The sequence below is a fragment of the Marinobacter sp. RI1 genome (assembly GCF_041155085.1).
GTDB classification, from domain to species: domain Bacteria; phylum Pseudomonadota; class Gammaproteobacteria; order Pseudomonadales; family Oleiphilaceae; genus Marinobacter; species Marinobacter nauticus.
Map to the genome: position 1 here is coordinate 69,937 of NZ_AP031605.1, position 16,222 is coordinate 86,158.

General features: G+C 57.9%; 16 protein-coding genes. 11 read left to right on the plus strand and 5 right to left on the minus strand.

The genetic code is table 11. The features are described 5' to 3' along the window. Window positions 1-13 precede the first annotated feature (13 nt). Window positions 14-433, minus strand: a complete 420-nt coding sequence (locus ACAM27_RS00330; RefSeq protein ID WP_011784089.1) for a hypothetical protein — start codon at window positions 431-433, stop codon at window positions 14-16. Window positions 434-696: 263 nt separating this feature from the next. Here ACAM27_RS00330 and ACAM27_RS00335 point away from each other — a divergent pair, with 263 nt between their 5' ends. Continuing rightward, window positions 697-1,194 (plus strand): fibronectin type III domain-containing protein, encoded by a 498-nt coding sequence (locus tag ACAM27_RS00335; protein ID WP_369612390.1) that lies wholly within the window; start codon window positions 697-699, stop codon window positions 1,192-1,194. 13 nt (window positions 1,195-1,207) lie between these two features. Here the strand turns inward: ACAM27_RS00335 and ACAM27_RS00340 are convergent, their stop codons facing one another. Then, entirely contained in the window at window positions 1,208-1,546 is a 339-nt protein-coding gene (locus ACAM27_RS00340; protein ID WP_041654519.1) for a DUF2782 domain-containing protein, read from the minus strand. Between the two features lie 85 nt (window positions 1,547-1,631). Here ACAM27_RS00340 and polA point away from each other — a divergent pair, with 85 nt between their 5' ends. Both polA and ACAM27_RS00350 read left to right on the plus strand, forming a co-directional pair. Continuing rightward, window positions 1,632-4,358 carry a DNA polymerase I gene (gene polA, locus ACAM27_RS00345; RefSeq protein WP_369612391.1) on the plus strand — a complete coding sequence of 909 codons (2,727 nt, stop codon included), beginning with the start codon at window positions 1,632-1,634 and terminating at the stop codon, window positions 4,356-4,358. A 199-nt stretch (window positions 4,359-4,557) separates the two neighbouring features. Beyond that, the gene (locus ACAM27_RS00350) at window positions 4,558-4,926 is read left to right on the plus strand and encodes a hypothetical protein (protein WP_369612392.1); all 369 of its coding nucleotides are present in this window, start codon (window positions 4,558-4,560) and stop codon (window positions 4,924-4,926) included. A 37-nt stretch (window positions 4,927-4,963) separates the two neighbouring features. Here ACAM27_RS00350 and ACAM27_RS00355 read toward each other — a convergent pair whose 3' ends face one another. From ACAM27_RS00355 to ACAM27_RS00365, 3 genes are all read right to left on the minus strand, one after another. Then, entirely contained in the window at window positions 4,964-6,430 is a 1,467-nt protein-coding gene (locus ACAM27_RS00355; RefSeq protein ID WP_369612393.1) for an OmpP1/FadL family transporter, read from the minus strand. Window positions 6,431-6,576: 146 nt separating this feature from the next. Beyond that, window positions 6,577-7,698 (minus strand): PilT/PilU family type 4a pilus ATPase, encoded by a 1,122-nt coding sequence (locus tag ACAM27_RS00360; RefSeq protein WP_011784083.1) that lies wholly within the window; start codon window positions 7,696-7,698, stop codon window positions 6,577-6,579. A 21-nt stretch (window positions 7,699-7,719) separates the two neighbouring features. Next, the gene (locus ACAM27_RS00365) at window positions 7,720-8,754 is read right to left on the minus strand and encodes a type IV pilus twitching motility protein PilT (protein ID WP_011784082.1); all 1,035 of its coding nucleotides are present in this window, start codon (window positions 8,752-8,754) and stop codon (window positions 7,720-7,722) included. A 52-nt stretch (window positions 8,755-8,806) separates the two neighbouring features. Between ACAM27_RS00365 and ACAM27_RS00370 the strand changes: the two genes are divergently transcribed. The 8 genes from ACAM27_RS00370 to rdgB all read left to right on the plus strand — a co-directional run bounded on the left by ACAM27_RS00370 (window position 8,807) and on the right by rdgB (window position 16,221). Next, entirely contained in the window at window positions 8,807-9,520 is a 714-nt protein-coding gene (locus ACAM27_RS00370) for a YggS family pyridoxal phosphate-dependent enzyme (RefSeq protein ID WP_369612394.1), read from the plus strand. A gap of 62 nt (window positions 9,521-9,582) precedes the next feature. Next, the gene (proC, locus tag ACAM27_RS00375; protein ID WP_113879490.1) at window positions 9,583-10,416 is read left to right on the plus strand and encodes a pyrroline-5-carboxylate reductase; all 834 of its coding nucleotides are present in this window, start codon (window positions 9,583-9,585) and stop codon (window positions 10,414-10,416) included. A 22-nt stretch (window positions 10,417-10,438) separates the two neighbouring features. Then, entirely contained in the window at window positions 10,439-11,023 is a 585-nt protein-coding gene (locus tag ACAM27_RS00380; protein ID WP_011784079.1) for a YggT family protein, read from the plus strand. Between the two features lie 261 nt (window positions 11,024-11,284). Continuing rightward, the gene (locus tag ACAM27_RS00385) at window positions 11,285-13,249 is read left to right on the plus strand and encodes a dynamin family protein (protein WP_369612395.1); all 1,965 of its coding nucleotides are present in this window, start codon (window positions 11,285-11,287) and stop codon (window positions 13,247-13,249) included. Between the two features lie 171 nt (window positions 13,250-13,420). Next, window positions 13,421-14,569: a homoserine O-acetyltransferase gene (locus ACAM27_RS00390; protein WP_121208266.1), complete on the plus strand. Its 1,149-nt coding sequence runs from the start codon at window positions 13,421-13,423 to the stop codon at window positions 14,567-14,569. After that, complete coding sequence (gene metW / locus ACAM27_RS00395) at window positions 14,566-15,168, plus strand: methionine biosynthesis protein MetW (RefSeq protein WP_011784076.1); 603 nt, start codon at window positions 14,566-14,568, stop codon at window positions 15,166-15,168. Before ACAM27_RS00390 ends, metW begins: the two co-directional genes overlap by 4 nt. Next, window positions 15,165-15,617, plus strand: coding sequence for a DUF4426 domain-containing protein (locus ACAM27_RS00400; protein WP_369612396.1), 453 nt, complete (start codon window positions 15,165-15,167; stop codon window positions 15,615-15,617). Before metW ends, ACAM27_RS00400 begins: the two co-directional genes overlap by 4 nt. A 4-nt stretch (window positions 15,618-15,621) precedes the next feature. After that, the gene (gene rdgB / locus ACAM27_RS00405; protein ID WP_011784074.1) at window positions 15,622-16,221 is read left to right on the plus strand and encodes an RdgB/HAM1 family non-canonical purine NTP pyrophosphatase; all 600 of its coding nucleotides are present in this window, start codon (window positions 15,622-15,624) and stop codon (window positions 16,219-16,221) included. The last annotated feature ends 1 nt before the right edge of the window (window position 16,222 follow it).

Sequence of the window (16,222 nt, forward strand, 5' to 3'; positions counted from 1 at the left end):
CCAACTCGCCGAATCAAGCCGTGGCGGCAGTGGTTTTCTTGGCTGCAGGCTTGCGGGCAGTGGTCTTGCGCGCAGCCGGCTTCTTGGCCGTTACGGACTTCTTGGCATCCTGAGCGGCTTCTGAAACATCGTCGGCTGCTTCAGAAACGGCGTCCGCACCTTCGGCAGCTTCTTTTTCCAGCTTCGCAACCAGCTCAGCGGCGAAATTGCCAAAGCGGGAGTTCAGCGAACGCAGCTGCTCGAACAGGTTCTCGGAGTAGCCGTTGTAACGCTTGCGCAGGGTCTTTACGCTGTACTCACGCGCTTCCGCTTCCAGCTTTTCTGCATAATCAAACGGCTTGGACGCCAGCTTCTTCTGCTGCTCTTCAGCCGCGTTGATGCCTTTCTCAACGATGTCTTGCAGCTGTTCCTGATAGGATTTCAGTTTACCCATGGTGGTTCTCCCTGTTTTCCGAGTCGTTTCGGCACCGCGTTTTGCAGAGCCTTTGGTAACTTTCACCTACCAAAGTACGGCCAAAAATTAGAATGTTCATACTAAACACAGATAGGGGTTTTTACCGATTATTCACTTGATCACAGAATACTCGCTGGCATAATCGCACACTGTTTTAACGAAGCCCGTCTCCCGGTTGTATTCAGGCTCCATACGAACGAATACCAGAGGGCGCGCCTGCAGCGCCCCGTATGCGAGTAGTTATGAAGAGAACGCTTTATCCCAGTCCGCTGTCACGAACCGCGGCCACACTCCTTTGCCTGTTCGCCATACTTCTGGCCGGCTGCCAGGAAGACACGCGCGCCAGTAAACTGGATTCGAAACGCGCTTCAGAGGTGGCAAACAACCGCCTGAAACAGGCGCAGGGCGACCTGCTTGCCACGCTCGGCCAAAGCCAGCCGGGCGACCAGGAAACGCCACAGCCACCTGGCGCCGACATCCCGAAAACCCTGGTCTGGAACCCACCGCTCACCCGTGAAGACGGCTCAGCACTGACGCCTGGCCAGATTGCCGGTTACCGCATCTACTACCGACTGAAACATCAGGACAGCTTCAGCGTCATTCCGTTGAACGATGGCAGCAAAACCCGATACACCCTGTCGGAGATGCAGCCGGGCGCCTACGAGTTCTCGATCACAACCATTGATGTGGATGGCCTGGAAAGCAGGCGATCAGATCCGGTTGAGGTCAACCTGATCTGACCGGAAGGACGGATTACCAGCGGAAGATCACCCAACTGGGCACGAGCAGGTCGGACTCGGTATCCTGAACCCAGCCACCGCCGTCGGCCGGCACCAGGTAGTATTCCGGGCCAATTTCAGGCACCACTTTAATCTCCATTAGCTGGCCATTCACCCGATACTCATAAAACACTTCTTTCTCGCCGGGGCGAATAACAATCTCCGCACCACCCTCCGGCGGCTGGTAATCGGAAATAACCACAGGTTCCTGAGGGGTAACCACCGGAGTGGCATCCAGAGCCCCTTCATCCTGGGCCAGCAACGGCGCAGAGAAGCAGCCCCATAGCAGGGCGGAACAGGCGATTCGTTTCATTTTCGTGGTACCCTTTGGTTCATCTTTCTGGCTAGAGTTGCACAAGCCAATCCACGCTTCAATCAGAATCCGGACCTGTTTTGATATGACTGAACAAACCAACCCTCCCGTGGTTCTGGTGGACGGATCGTCTTACCTGTTCCGTGCCTACCATGCCCTGCCGCCACTAACCACCAGCAAGAATCACCCGACTGGCGCCATCAAAGGCGTAATCAGCATGTTGCGGCGCATTGAACAGGACTTTCCGGGTTCGAAAACCGTGGTGGTGTTTGATGCCAAGGGCAAGACCTTCCGGCACGACATGTATGAGGAATACAAAGCCAATCGCCCCCCCATGCCGGATGATCTGGCGGTACAGATTGAGCCCATTCACGAGATTGTCAGGGCGATGGGCTTACCGCTGTTGATCGTGCCCGGCGTCGAGGCCGACGATGTCATCGGCACCCTGGCCCATGAAGCCACCAGCAAGGGCATCGATGTGGTCGTGTCTACCGGCGACAAGGACATGGCCCAACTGGTCAGTGACCACGTTACCCTTATCAACACCATGACCGAAACCGCCATGGACCGGGACGGGGTCGTTGAAAAGTTTGGTGTTACCCCGGAGCAGATCATCGATTACCTGGCCCTGGTGGGTGACAAAGTCGACAACATTCCCGGTGTAAACAAATGCGGCCCGAAAACCGCCGTCAAATGGCTGCAGAGCTACGACAACCTCGACAACCTCATTGAACATGCCGACGAAATCAAGGGCAAGATCGGCGAATACCTCAGGGAAGCAACCGACACCCTGCCCCTGAGCCGAGAGCTGGCCACCATCCGGACCGATGTGGAACTCGAATTCGGGCTGGAAGATCTTCAGGAACGCCAGCAGGACGACGCCAGTCTGCTGGAGCTCTTCAAAGAGTACGAATTCCGCACCTGGATCGCGGAACTGGAAAACGGCTCGTCATCAGACGACGGCTCCCAGAACAGCCAGCCACAGCCGAAACCTTCGGTGGAGAAGCAATATCAGGTCATTACCGAGCAGGCGGACCTGGACCAGTGGCTGAAGAAACTCAAAGATTCCGATCTGTTCTCCTTCGACACCGAAACCACCAGCCTCCGCTACATGGATGCCGAAATTGTCGGCGTGTCGTTTGCCGTCGAGCCAGGAAAGGCCGCTTACGTGCCACTGGGCCATGATTATATGGGTGCGCCGGAGCAACTGGACCGTGACTCGGTACTGGAACAGCTGAAGCCGTTGCTTGAAGACCCGAAACACAAAAAGGTCGGGCAGAACCTCAAGTACGACAAAAACGTGCTGGCCAACCATGACATACAGCTGGAGGGCATCGCCGAGGACACCATGGTGGAGTCCTACGTACTGAATTCGGTCGGCACCCGCCACGACATGGACAGCCTCGCCCGAACCTATCTTGATGAAGAAACCATCACCTACGAATCGATTGCGGGCAAAGGCGCCAAGCAACTGACCTTCAACCAGATCGATCTGGAAAGAGCGGGGCCCTACGCCGCCGAAGACGCTGACATCACCCTGCGCCTGCACCAGACTCTTGCCCCGAAGCTGAAAAACACCGGCAAACTGGAATCTGTCTACCGGGAAATCGACCTGCCGCTGGTCCCGGTGCTGTCCCGGATGGAACAGCGGGGCACTCTGATCAGTGCCAGCACGCTGCGCCAGCACAGCCAGGAACTTGCCGAGCGCATGGCGGAACTGGAGAAGGAAGCGCACGAGGTTGCCGGCGAAGCTTTCAACCTGGGCTCAACCAAACAATTGCAGGCCATCCTTTACGACAAACTTGGCCTGCGGGTCATCAAGAAGACACCAAAGGGCGCGCCATCGACGGCCGAGCCGGTTCTGCAGGAGCTGGCCCACGAGCACGAACTGCCCCGGCTGATTGTCGAGCACCGCAGCCTGAGCAAGCTGAAGTCCACTTATACTGACACCCTGCCCGAGCTTATCCACCACCGCACCGGGCGAGTGCACACTTCCTATCACCAGGCAGTGACAGCGACAGGACGTTTGTCTTCATCGGAACCCAACCTGCAGAACATTCCGATTCGGACCCAGGAAGGCCGACGCATACGCCAGGCATTTATTGCCCCGAAAGGCTACAAGCTGCTGGCCGCTGACTACTCCCAGATTGAGCTTCGCATCATGGCTCACCTGTCTGGCGATAGAGGCCTACTGACCGCGTTCGAACACGGCGAAGACATTCACAAGGCCACCGCAGCCGAAGTTTTCGGCGTGGCGGTGGATGAGGTAACCGGCGACCAGCGTCGGAGTGCCAAGGCGATCAACTTCGGGCTGATCTACGGCATGTCGGCATTCGGACTTTCGCGCCAGCTGGAAGTGGACCGAAAAACCGCCCAGGAATACATCGACCGGTATTTCGAGCGTTACCCCGGCGTACTCAAATACATGGACAACATCCGCAAACAGGCCCATGACGACGGCTACGTGGAAACGCTCTACGGCCGCCGCCTGTACCTGCCGGAGATCAACGCACGTAACAAGCAGCTGCAGCAGGCCGCCGAGCGCACTGCCATCAATGCGCCCATGCAGGGCACGGCCGCCGATATCATCAAGCGGGCCATGATTGAGGTAGACAACTGGCTGCGCCGCGAACACGCCAACGATGCCTGCATGACCATGCAGGTCCACGACGAACTGATCATCGAAGTTCGCGAAGAAGCCGTAGACAAAGTCAAAGAAGGCCTGGTCAAGCGCATGTCCGCCGCCGCCAGCCTGGATGTGCCACTGCTGGTGGAAGCTGGTGTGGGTGACAACTGGGACCAGGCTCACTAAACACTCCGCAGCTTCGGATAACGCCCTGTTTCTGAACAACATCCTGCCTCCGGGCACAGAAACAGGGCAGGCTCTCCGCTCACACCATCGCAGACACCAGCAAAGACGGCTATCGGCACAGAGGCACGAATTCTGCATTGTCCTCCGATGTCTCGGGGCCCTTCGCCCCATGCAGTGACACCAATGCGAGGTCCAAGCGATGAATTCCGCAACCAGCGAACGCAACTGGCTGTTCGACCCCAGTCTTCTGAAACTCGTGCATCAGTGCCGCCGGCTTATCCAGTCTGAATTCGGCGTAAAACTGCACCTTAACGAAGATGGCCTGGAGCAACACCTGGCCGAGTACGCCCGTAAAACCCGTTCAAAGCATCTGGTTCATACCTGGGAAGCGCTTAAGCAGAGAGTGCCGGAGCTGAATACCGCCAATATCGAAGAGGAAATTGCGCCACGGATGTACCGCGGACAACCCATAGCGGAGGAAGGTGCCAAAAAAGCTACAGAGGAAATGTCGGGACCTGACTGCCCCCGGCAGAAAAAGGTGATCTACCGGGGCCAGGTGGTGGGCTGATTCCGGAAGGAATCAGCCTCAGAGGGCTATTCGAGAATCAGAAGGCTTTGCTGACTTCGAATGCGGCGCTCCAGGCGCTGAGTTCATACTTGGCCTTGTAATAGCTCGGGTCTTCGATATTGGTTCCCGGCAGATTCGCGACCTGATCCGGGTTTGCGTGCTGGTAGTTGCGCTCGGTGAACGAAGGATCGTCCGTGAACAGCAAGGTACCTACTGCAACATCCACAGTCCACCCGCTCTGGACATCCTTCCACTGCGCACCCAGGGTCAACCAGTGACGATCACTGGATGGAATCCTGGCGGTCAGGTAATCATCCACCGGAGACTCATCCCAGGCATAGCCAGCTTTCAGCGCCCATTCCGGGGTTGCCTGCCAGATGCCACCCACATTGAACTGCCAGGTGTTCTTCCACTCTTCGGTGATGTGGCTGAGGATAGCTCCTTCCTGGGGTGCATTGGTTACTGCACCACCGGATTCACGGCTGACGATGTCAAGCTCCTCGAAGCGACTCCACCGTGCATAAGTGGCACCAGCCAGCAGCGTAATGTCATCGGTCAGACGATGGCGAGCACCAACCGTAATGGCCTCCGGAATCGCCAGCGGTACCTCTACCTTTTCGCTCAGCGTTGTCGTCACACCGGGCTGCCCGGGAACCGGCACACCGCTGATTTCCGCGTCGCCTTTGAGTTCGAGCTCTGTGCCTGTCTGGGCACTCAGACCAAACTGTGTTCTGTCATCGAGTTCGTAGAGAAAACCCACACGGAAGGTAACACCAATATCGTCCCCTTCAATGTCCGCATATGGATCGTCCATCCCTGCCACGGTCTGGCGGGCGAACTGGTCAGCCTGAGCCATCGGTAGGCCCTGACCCAGCGCCGCTTGCAGAGCTTGCGGATACACTTGCCCGGCGAGGTCCTGAGAACGGGTCAGACGTCCTTCGGCATAAATAACGTTGAGGCCAATGCCCATTGAAAGGCCTTTGCCGTTGTTCACCGAGAGCGACGGAGTGAAAGCAATCGCGGTCAGCTCGGTCTTGTCAGCAAAAAACCGTCCGACGAAATCATCCTCATAGTCTGCCGCCAGGCCATAAGGAGCATGAATACCAAAGCCCACGTCGATGCTGTCGTTAACCTCATGGGTCATGTAAAAGTTTGGAAGGACAGCAGGATCCGCAATATCGCCGCCGAGCTCGCCGTCGGCCATAATCTCAACACCGGGGACATTGCGACGCGCTTCAGCGCGCTTTGCCTCAGCATCAATATCCAACACCGCCGCACCAAACGAAATATTGGTGCCGGAAAGCTGGCTCATACCGGCCGGGTTGAACAGAACCGTGGTGGCGTTCTCAGGGTTGGCGGCAGCGCCGGCATTGGCCACGCCCATCTGGCTGGCGCTCTGCTCGTTCAGGGAAAAACCGCCGGCCAGAACACTGGCTGGTGCTGCTATGACTGCCAGCGTCGCCAAACGGATCGCTTTTACGAGTGCGTTGGTATTTTTGTGCATGGTGTCTCCTTTTTTAGAATCGCGCGGAGTATACGCAGCACATGGCAACTGCCTCAAATGCCAAAGCTACTGGTTCGCGCCGCTAACCAATTACAACTTTGGTATTAGATGCCGCCCCCGGTGAACGGGGGCGGAAGACGAGGACGTCAGTCGTCCTGAATGGTGAGTTTGTCGACGGAGGAAGACAGCTTGTCTGCACCCTGGGCGTCAGCACCCAGCTTGATCATCAGGCGCAGATCGTTGGCGGAATCTGCGTGCGCGAGGGCATCTTCGTAGGTGATGGAGCCCTCGGCATACAGCTTGTACAGAGCCTGATCGAAGGTCTGCATGCCAGACTCGTTCGATTTTGCCATCAGCTCTTTGAGTTTGTGCACTTCGCCCTTGCGGATCAGGTCTGCCACCAGCGGGGTATTGATCAATACCTCGATAACCGCCTTACGCCCCTTGCCGTCCGGCGTCGGGACCAGTTGCTGGGCGACGATGGCCTTCAGGTTCAGAGACAGATCCATCCAGATCTGGTTGTGCTGCTCCGGCGGAAAGAACTGGATAATCCGGTCCAGCGCCTGGTTGGCGTTGTTGGCGTGCAGGGTGGCCAGACACAGGTGGCCGGTTTCGGCGAACTGAACCGAGTATTCCATGGTCTGGCGTGTCCGCACCTCACCAATCAGAATGACATCCGGCGCCTGCCGCAGAGTGTTCTTCAGAGCCACCTCAAAGCTTTCGGTATCAATACCCACTTCCCGCTGGGTCACGATACAGCCCTGGTGTTGATGCACGAATTCGATCGGGTCTTCGATGGAGATGATATGGCCGCGACTGTTACGGTTGCGATGGCCAAGCATGGCCGCCAGCGAGGTGGACTTACCGGTACCGGTTGCACCCACAAACATGATCAGGCCACGCTTGGTCATGGCCAGATCCTTGATGATCTCCGGCAGCGACAGATCGTCAATCTGGGGGATTTTCACCTCAATCCGGCGAAGCACCATGCCGCAAAGGTTGCGCTGGAAGAAGGCCGACACCCGGAAGCGGCCAATGCCCCGGGCACTGATGGCAAAGTTGCATTCGTGGGTTTCTTCAAACTCGGCGCGCTGTTTGTCATTCATGGCGCCGTAGACAAACTCCCGCGTCTGTTCTGGCGTCAGGGCATTCTTGGTAACGGGCAACACCTTACCGTTCACCTTCATGCTGGGAGGCACCCCTGCTGTGATAAACAGGTCTGAACCACCCTTTTCTACCATGAGCCGTAACAGTTTCTCGAATTCCATTTTTCTACCCAGTTTTCAGTATCAGAAGTTATCCGGCATCTTCGCCTTGGCCCGAGCAGCCTCGCGGGAGATCAGACCTTTCTGCAACAGGCGCTCCAGGCACTGGTCCAGCGTCTGCATACCCAGGGAACCACCGGTCTGAATGGCCGAGTACATCTGGGCGATCTTGTCTTCCCGGATCAGGTTCCGGATGGCGGCGGTGCCGATCATGATTTCATGGGCGGCAATACGGCCACCCCCCATTTTCTTCATCAGAGTCTGGGAGATAACCGCTTGAAGTGATTCCGACAGCATGGAGCGAACCATGGACTTTTCTTCCGCAGGAAATACATCCACTACCCGGTCGATGGTTTTCGCGGCGGAGGTGGTGTGCAGGGTGCCGAATACCAGGTGGCCGGTTTCAGCAGCGGTCAGTGCCAGACGAATGGTTTCCAGATCCCGGAGCTCACCTACCAGAATGATGTCCGGGTCTTCCCGCAGGGCCGAACGCAAGGCTTCGTTAAAACCCAGGGTATCCCGATGCACTTCCCGCTGGTTCACCAGACACTTTTTGGATTCGTGCACGAATTCGATCGGATCCTCAATGGTGAGGATGTGCTCGTAGCGGGTATCGTTGATGTAATCCATCATCGCCGCCAGGGTGGTGGACTTACCGGAACCGGTAGGCCCGGTTACCAGTACCAGACCACGAGGCACAGAAGAAATATCCTTGAAAACCTGGCCCATGCCCAGATCTTCCATGGTCAGAACCTTCGAGGGGATCGTACGGAATACCGCGCCAGCACCGCGGTTCTGGTTAAAGGCGTTAACCCGGAAGCGGGCCACGCCGGGGACTTCGAACGAGAAGTCGGTTTCCAGGAACTCTTCGTAGTCCTTACGCTGCTTGTCGTTCATGATGTCGTAGATCAACCCGTGCACTTCTTTGTGTTCCATGGGGGGCAGGTTGATCCGGCGCACATCGCCGTCGACACGAATCATTGGGGGCAAACCGGCAGACAGGTGCAAATCCGACGCACCCTGTTTGGCCGAAAAGGCAAGCAGTTCAGTAATATCCATAGGATTCCTCGGAGGGCTTTTTCTTTTAGTCCAGAAGCGGCAAACTCACATTATGAGCAGCATAGCAGACAACATCGGGAGCGTAACCCGACGCATACAAAAAGCAACATTGCAGGCTGGCCGGGAGCCCGGCAGCGTGCGTCTTCTGGCGGTGAGCAAGACCCGCCCGGCGGAGGATCTGAAGGCCGCTTTTGAGGCCGGACAGGTCGCGTTTGGCGAGAACTACCTGCAGGAAGCCCTGGACAAAATGCAGGCGCTCTCCGGCATAGAGGGTATAGAGTGGCATTTCATTGGGCCGATCCAGTCCAACAAAACCCGCCAGATTGCCGAAGCCTTTGCCTGGGTTCACAGTGTGGATCGATTGAAGATCGCTCGCAGGCTCAGCGAACAACGGCCAGAGACCCTGCCGCCGCTCAATATCTGTCTGCAGGTGAACATCAACAATGAGGACAGCAAGTCCGGCTGCACGCTGGACGAGCTTGATGAGCTGCTCGAGGCCATTGGCGAACTGCCCAATCTGCGCCTGCGGGGATTAATGACAATTCCGGACCCGGACCAACCCGAGGCCGAGCTGCAGCTGAGCTTCCGGCAGCTGGCCTCCACCCTGACAAAGCTGCGGCAGGGGCATCCTGAAGCCGGCCCGCTGGACACCCTTTCCATGGGCATGTCAGATGATCTGGAAATGGCTATTGCCGAAGGTGCCACCTGGGTTCGTGTCGGTACGGCTCTGTTCGGCGCCCGCCCGGCCAAACACAGCCAGAGCTGAACGCTGCGGTTCCTGCTATCATCCGAACCAACGATTCAAACGATCAAGACCGGGAGTGAACCTTGAGCAGATCACCCACCATCTCTTTCATCGGCGCCGGCAACATGGCCAGCGCCATCATCGGCGGTATGCTGGATAGCGGATTTCAGGCCGGCGACATCTGGGTGAGCGCCCCGGATGACGGCCATCTTCAGTCGATCCGCAAGCGCTTCGGCGTCAGTGTTACCACCGACAACCGCTATTGCGCCCAGCAGGCGGACATTGTGGTGCTTGCGGTCAAACCCCAGGTGATGGGCGACGTTTGCCGGGACATTGCCCCGGTAGTTCAGAACACCCGCCCGCTGATGGTTTCCATTGCGGCCGGGCTGACGGCCGACACACTGGATACCTGGCTTGGTGGCGGGCTGCCGCTGGTTCGGGTGATGCCCAACACCCCGTCTCTGGTGGGCAAAGGGGCCGCCGGTCTGTTCGCCAACAGCCAGGTGAAAGACGATCAAAGAAATGCGGTACAGAAAGTGTTCGAGAGCATCGGCTCGGCACTGTGGGTTGACGACGAAAACCTTCTGCACAGTGTCACCGCCCTTTCCGGCAGCGGCCCCGCTTATTTCTTCCTGATGCTGGAAGCACTTGAGTCCGCCGCAACCGAAGCCGGCATTGAGTCCGAAACGGCTCGCGCCCTCGCCATTCAGACCATGGCCGGGGCCGCCGAGATGGCCGCGCGCAGCGAGGATGATCCCGGCCAGCTCAAACGCAACGTGATGTCCCCTGGCGGCACCACTGAACGCGCCATCAACACCTTCGAGGAAGGCGGCCTGCGCGATCTGGTGAAAAAAGCCTACAGCGCTGCCTTCGAGCGCTCACGCGAGATGTCCAGAGAACTGGCCGATAAACAGTAACCGATAACGGAGACTCAGCTTCATGCTGGCAGATATTGTTATTACGATCCTGCTGATTGCGTCCACTTTCTATATGACCATCGTTTTGCTGCGGTTTCTGTTGCAGCTGGCGCGGGCGGATTTCTACAATCCCATTTCACAATTTGTAGTCAAGGCCACCAACCCGCCACTGCGTCCCCTGCGGCGTTTCATTCCGGGCTGGGGCGGCATTGACGGCGCATCCCTGGTATTGGCGGTTTTAATCCAGGCCATTACCTTCTTCCTCATTCTGGTCGCACTGAACGGCGGCATTCCCGCCATCAATCCGGTTACTCTGCTGGTTTGGGCCGTACTGAACGTGCTCAGCCTGATCGTGAAGATCTACTTCTGGTCGGTCATTGCCGTGGTAGTGGTCAGCTGGATCGCCCCCCAGAGTGGCCACCCTGCCATTCAACTGGTGGCCCAGATCACCGAACCGGTGATGCGACCCGTGCGTAATATCATGCCCTCCATGGGCGGTCTGGATCTTTCGCCAATCATCGTGTTCCTGATTCTGAACGTGATTACCGTGGTCATTGATCACATGAAAGTGGCGGCCGGACTGGGCTCAATCGGGCTCGGAATGTAACACGCGTCTCGAATATACATTTCGTTACACAATACACTGATTTGTTACTATCGATGGCCAGCAATTCAACCCACTGAATTGCTGGCCTTTTTGATAGAAAACTCAGGTCCTTTCCCGGAAATGCCGACTCGCGCACCCTCAAACATTAACAAAACAGGTTATTATTAAACGCATTTAATCTGGGCGAGCGATTGGCGACACGTGTTCACCATCACCGACTCACCCAGGACATACCCGGAAGTCGCGCAGAAGGATTATCCGATGAACCCGCAGGGAACTCTGTCGCAGCAGGTTGAGGCGTATCACAACTGGAAAAAGGAACTGATCCGGCAGATTGGCCGCTATCGGCTGTGGCTGCAGGATAACAACCTGTTTTCAGAAGACGTCAGCACCCGTATTCGTCACGGACTGGAGCTGCTCATTGAAGATGAGCTGACCATTGCTTTTGTTGGTGAATACTCCCGTGGCAAGACGGAGCTGATCAACGCCCTGTTTTTCTCGGAATACGGCCAGCGCATGCTGCCATCCCAGGCCGGGCGCACCACCATGTGTCCGACCGAGCTGTTTTTTGATCGCAGCGCCAACCAGAACTATCTGCTTCTGCTCCCGATCGAAACCCGCATGGGTGATCTGTCTCTGCAGCAGCTGCGCAAGAAGCCGGAACAGTGGATTCGGCATGAGCTCGACGAGCGCAATCCGGACGTCATGCGCGAAGTGCTGGCGGAAGTTGCCCGGATCAAGAGCGTGAGCCCGGAAGAGGCCCGGGAGCTGGGCTTCGACGAGGCCATGCTGGAACACGATCGCAATAATCCCGGTAATGTGCTGGTACCGGCCTGGCGTAATGCCCAGATCAGCATTCGCCACCCCCTGTTCGAGCGCGGCCTGCGCATTCTTGATACTCCGGGCCTGAACGCCCTTGGCTCGGAACCCGAACTGACCATCAGCATGCTGCCCCGGGCCCATGCCGTTATCTTTGTGCTCAGCGCGGATACTGGCGTCACAGCCAGTGACATGACTATCTGGAAAGAGCATATCGATACCGAGCACGCCGACCACCGGGCCGGCCGGTTTGCAGTTCTCAACAAGATCGACGTTCTATGGGACGACCTTCAGGGCGAGAAGCACACCCAGGAATCCATTGACCGTGTTCGCAACTACACCGCGGACCATCTGGGCATCCGCCAGCAGGACGTTATTCCTCTCTCTGCAAAACAGGGATTGCTGGCACGGGTTCGCAAAGACAACAACCTGTTCGACCGCTCCAACATCGGTAAGCTGGAGCAGCTGATCATTCAGCGCATCCTGATGCATAAGGAGCAGCTGATTACCCAGAACCTGATCAACGACTTGCTGGGAATGCTACAGAACAGCCAGGCGGCCATGCAGTACCGCCTGGATGCCCTGGAAGAAGAACGCCAGGCCTGCGCCGGCGCCACCCTCGACAAGGCTGCGCTGTCCCGGCTCGCGGAACGGGCCCAGAAGGATTATGACTTCTACTACAAGAAGCTGATCACTCTGCGTTCATCGCGTCGACTGATGGAATCCCAGGGTGACATGCTCACCAAGCTGGTCAGCGAAGATCGCTTTGAGCAGCACGCCAGCCAGGTACGGAAAATGATGTCGAAAAGCTGGACCACGGCCGGCATGAACCGGGCCATGGAACACTTTTTCGAACTCCTGGAGAGCGACCTCACTAACCTGCTGAGCGAAGGGCGGCTCGCGGAGAAAATGGTAGGCGCCATCTATCGCAGATACAACGAAGACACCCGCGCCCGGCACCTGGAGCCCATTCCGCTACGGGCCGGCCGGCATGTGATTGCCATTCGTGAATTGCGCAAGAAAGCCCGACGTTTCCGCAATAACCCGAAGAATCTGCTGTCGGAACAGTCAACGGTGGTCCGCCGCTTCTTCAATGTGATGGTGAGCGAGGCCCGTACGCTGCATGGCCGGGTGCGCAAAGATGTAGAGCGCTGGCCACACGAAGCCCTGCTGCCAATCATGCAGTTCTCCATGGAACAGAAACAGCTGCTTGAGCACCAGATCCGCCGCCTGCGCGACATGGTTCGCACCGATCGGGACAGCCGGGCCGAACGCCAGCGTCTGGATCATGCCACGGCAGACCTGCGCAAGCAGCTGGAACTGGCCGACGCCATGATGCGCCAGATTCGCAAGCCGGCGCCCACGATGATCCAGCAAAAAGTCGTCAATATTTCCGGCGCCATGTAACCAGGCACTGGCGAGCCGCACTACTTTGGTGCGACTCGCCAGACAGGCACCCTAAACGCCGGTTGCAGCAACCTCCCCCCGCCTTTAAACTGCAGTGCTGGCGCCAGTTCCGGTGCCAGCCAAGGCCTGTGGCCAGACACCAGTGGACCGAACCAGGAACTCAACACACCCATGCCTGATTCCCTGCCCTCGGATTCCGTGGGCCTTGTAAGCCCGAAGACCATCCACTTCGACAAGCCGTTGGAGCTGGCCTGCGGCCAGACGCTGGAAAGCTACGATCTGGTGGTGGAAACCTATGGCAAACTCAACGCCGATGCCAGCAATGCGGTACTGATCTGCCACGCACTCAGCGGCCATCACCATGCCGCTGGCTACCACTCGCTGGACGACCGCAAGCCGGGCTGGTGGGACAGCTGTATCGGCCCCGGCAAGCCCATTGATACCAACCGGTTTTTCGTGGTCAGCCTGAACAATCTCGGTGGCTGCCACGGCAGCACCGGCCCCAACTCCAACAACCCGGAAACCGGCAAACCCTATGGTCCGGATTTCCCGGTCGTTACCGTGGCTGACTGGGTCGCCAGCCAGGCCCGACTGGCGGATCATCTGGGCATTCAGCAATGGGCCGCTGTGGTTGGCGGCTCCCTCGGAGGCATGCAGGCCCTGCAGTGGAGCCTGGACTACCCGGACCGGCTAAGGCATTCCGTGGTCATCGCCTCGACTCCACGCCTGACCGCACAGAACATCGCCTTCAACGAAGTCGCACGGCAAGCCATCACTTCGGACCGGGAATTTTTCGAAGGCCGCTATTACGACGAGAATCTGGTGCCGAAGCGCGGCCTGATGCTGGCCCGGATGGTTGGCCACATCACCTATCTTTCAGACGCCTCCATGGGCGAAAAATTTGGCCGTGAACTGCGTGAGGAAGCCTACAAGTTCGGTTTCGACGCCGAGTTTCAGGTGGAAAGCTACCTGCGTTACCAGGGCGAGCGCTTTTCCGAAACCTTCGACGCCAACACCTATCTGTTGATGACCCGGGCACTGGACTACTTTGACCCCGCCTACGACTTCGGCGGCGATCTGTCCAAGGCCCTGGCACCGGCACAATGTGAATACCTGGTACTGTCCTTCAGCACCGACTGGCGATTCTCGCCGGCGCGCTCCGAGGAAATGGTCAATGCCATGATTTCCGCCAGAAAGCGCGTAAGCTATGCCGAAATTGATGCACCCTGGGGCCATGATGCCTTCCTGATCCCAACCCCCAGATACACCGACATCTTTACTGCGTATATGGACCGGGTAGCACGGGAGGTCGGCGCATGAGAGCAGATCTTGAAATTATTCAACAGTGGGTGCGCCCGGGCCACCACATTCTGGACCTGGGTTGCGGCGACGGCACCCTGCTGGATTTCCTGCAACGGGAGCGCAATGCCACCGGATTTGGCCTTGAGATCAACCCGGACCACATCACCACCTGTATGGGCCGCGGCGTACGGGTGATCGAGCAGAACCTGGATACCCAGGGCCTCGACAACTTCGATGATGGCATGTTCGATATTGTCCTGATGACCCAGGCCCTGCAGGCGGTACGCCGCCCCGACAAGGTCATTGATGAAATGCTGAGGGTGGGTCGCGAAGGCATCGTCACCTTCCCCAACTTTGCCCACTGGCGACTGCGCTGGGGCCTGGCGCTGAGCGGCCGAATGCCCGAATCCGATGCACTGCCGTATAAATGGTATAACACCCCCAATATCCGCCTTTGCACTTTCAAGGATTTTGAAGCGCTGTGCCGGCAGAAAGGCATCAAGATCAAAAGCCGCCGGGTAGTGGACGGGCAGCATCAGAACAGCTGGCTGGCGCGGCTCTGGCCCAATCTGTTGGGGGAAATCGCCATATACCGCATCACACGGGAGAGCACATGATGAACCTTCTGACTGCAAGCAAGACACTGTTTCTGGCATTCGGGCTCACGCTGGTATCGATCACCAGCCAGGCCGGACAAAAGGATTTCGGAGAATATCAGGTGCACTGGAGCGTGCTCCCCAGCACCTTCCTCGCGCCGGAAGTGGCACAGGCCAACAATCTGCAACGCAGCCGGGGCATCGGCATCGTTAACATCTCGATCATGACCGAAGACGAGCACGGCCAGATCCAGCCCGTCAGTGGGCAGGTGGAAGGCCAGGTCTCCAACGATATCCAGCAGGTGAACTTTCTGGCGTTCCGGCGCATTCAGGAAGGTGATGCCGTGTACTTCATTGCCCAGTACCAGTATCAATCCGGAGATCTGATGACGTTCAACGTCACGGCGCGCCCCAGCGGCCACCAGGAAGATCTTCCGATCCGTTTTTCCCATACCCTGTTCAACGACTGATACCATGGCCCGCAAACTCGTCATCGCCAGCAACAACAAGGGCAAGATCGCCGAACTGACTGATCTGCTCGCGCCACTTGGCTTGCAGCCGGTCGCCCAGGGTGAGCTTGGGGTATCAGAGGCCGAAGAACCGGCCGTTACCTTCGTTGAGAATGCCATTATCAAAGCCCGCCATGCAGCGAGAGTCACTGGCCTGCCTGCGCTGGCCGACGACAGTGGCCTGGCCGTGGATGCCCTGGACGGCCGCCCGGGCGTTCGCTCCGCCCGCTTTGCCGGCGAAGAGGCAACCGACAATGATAATGTCGAGGCGTTGCTGGCAGCGTTGAAAGACACGCCTGAAGCAGAGCGCAGCGCTCAGTTTCACTGCGTTCTGGTTTATCTCCGCCATGCTGACGATCCCACGCCGATCATCTGCCATGGTCGCTGGCCAGGCCGCATTCTTGCCGAGCCGCGCGGGCAAGGCGGCTTCGGTTACGACCCGGTCTTTCTGGTACCGGAGCATGGATGCAGCGCTGCCGAGCTGACACGGGAGCAGAAAGGCAGGATCAGCCATCGGGGACGGGCTCTGGCCAGCCTTCTGGATCAACTCAGGGCGGAGCTTTAAT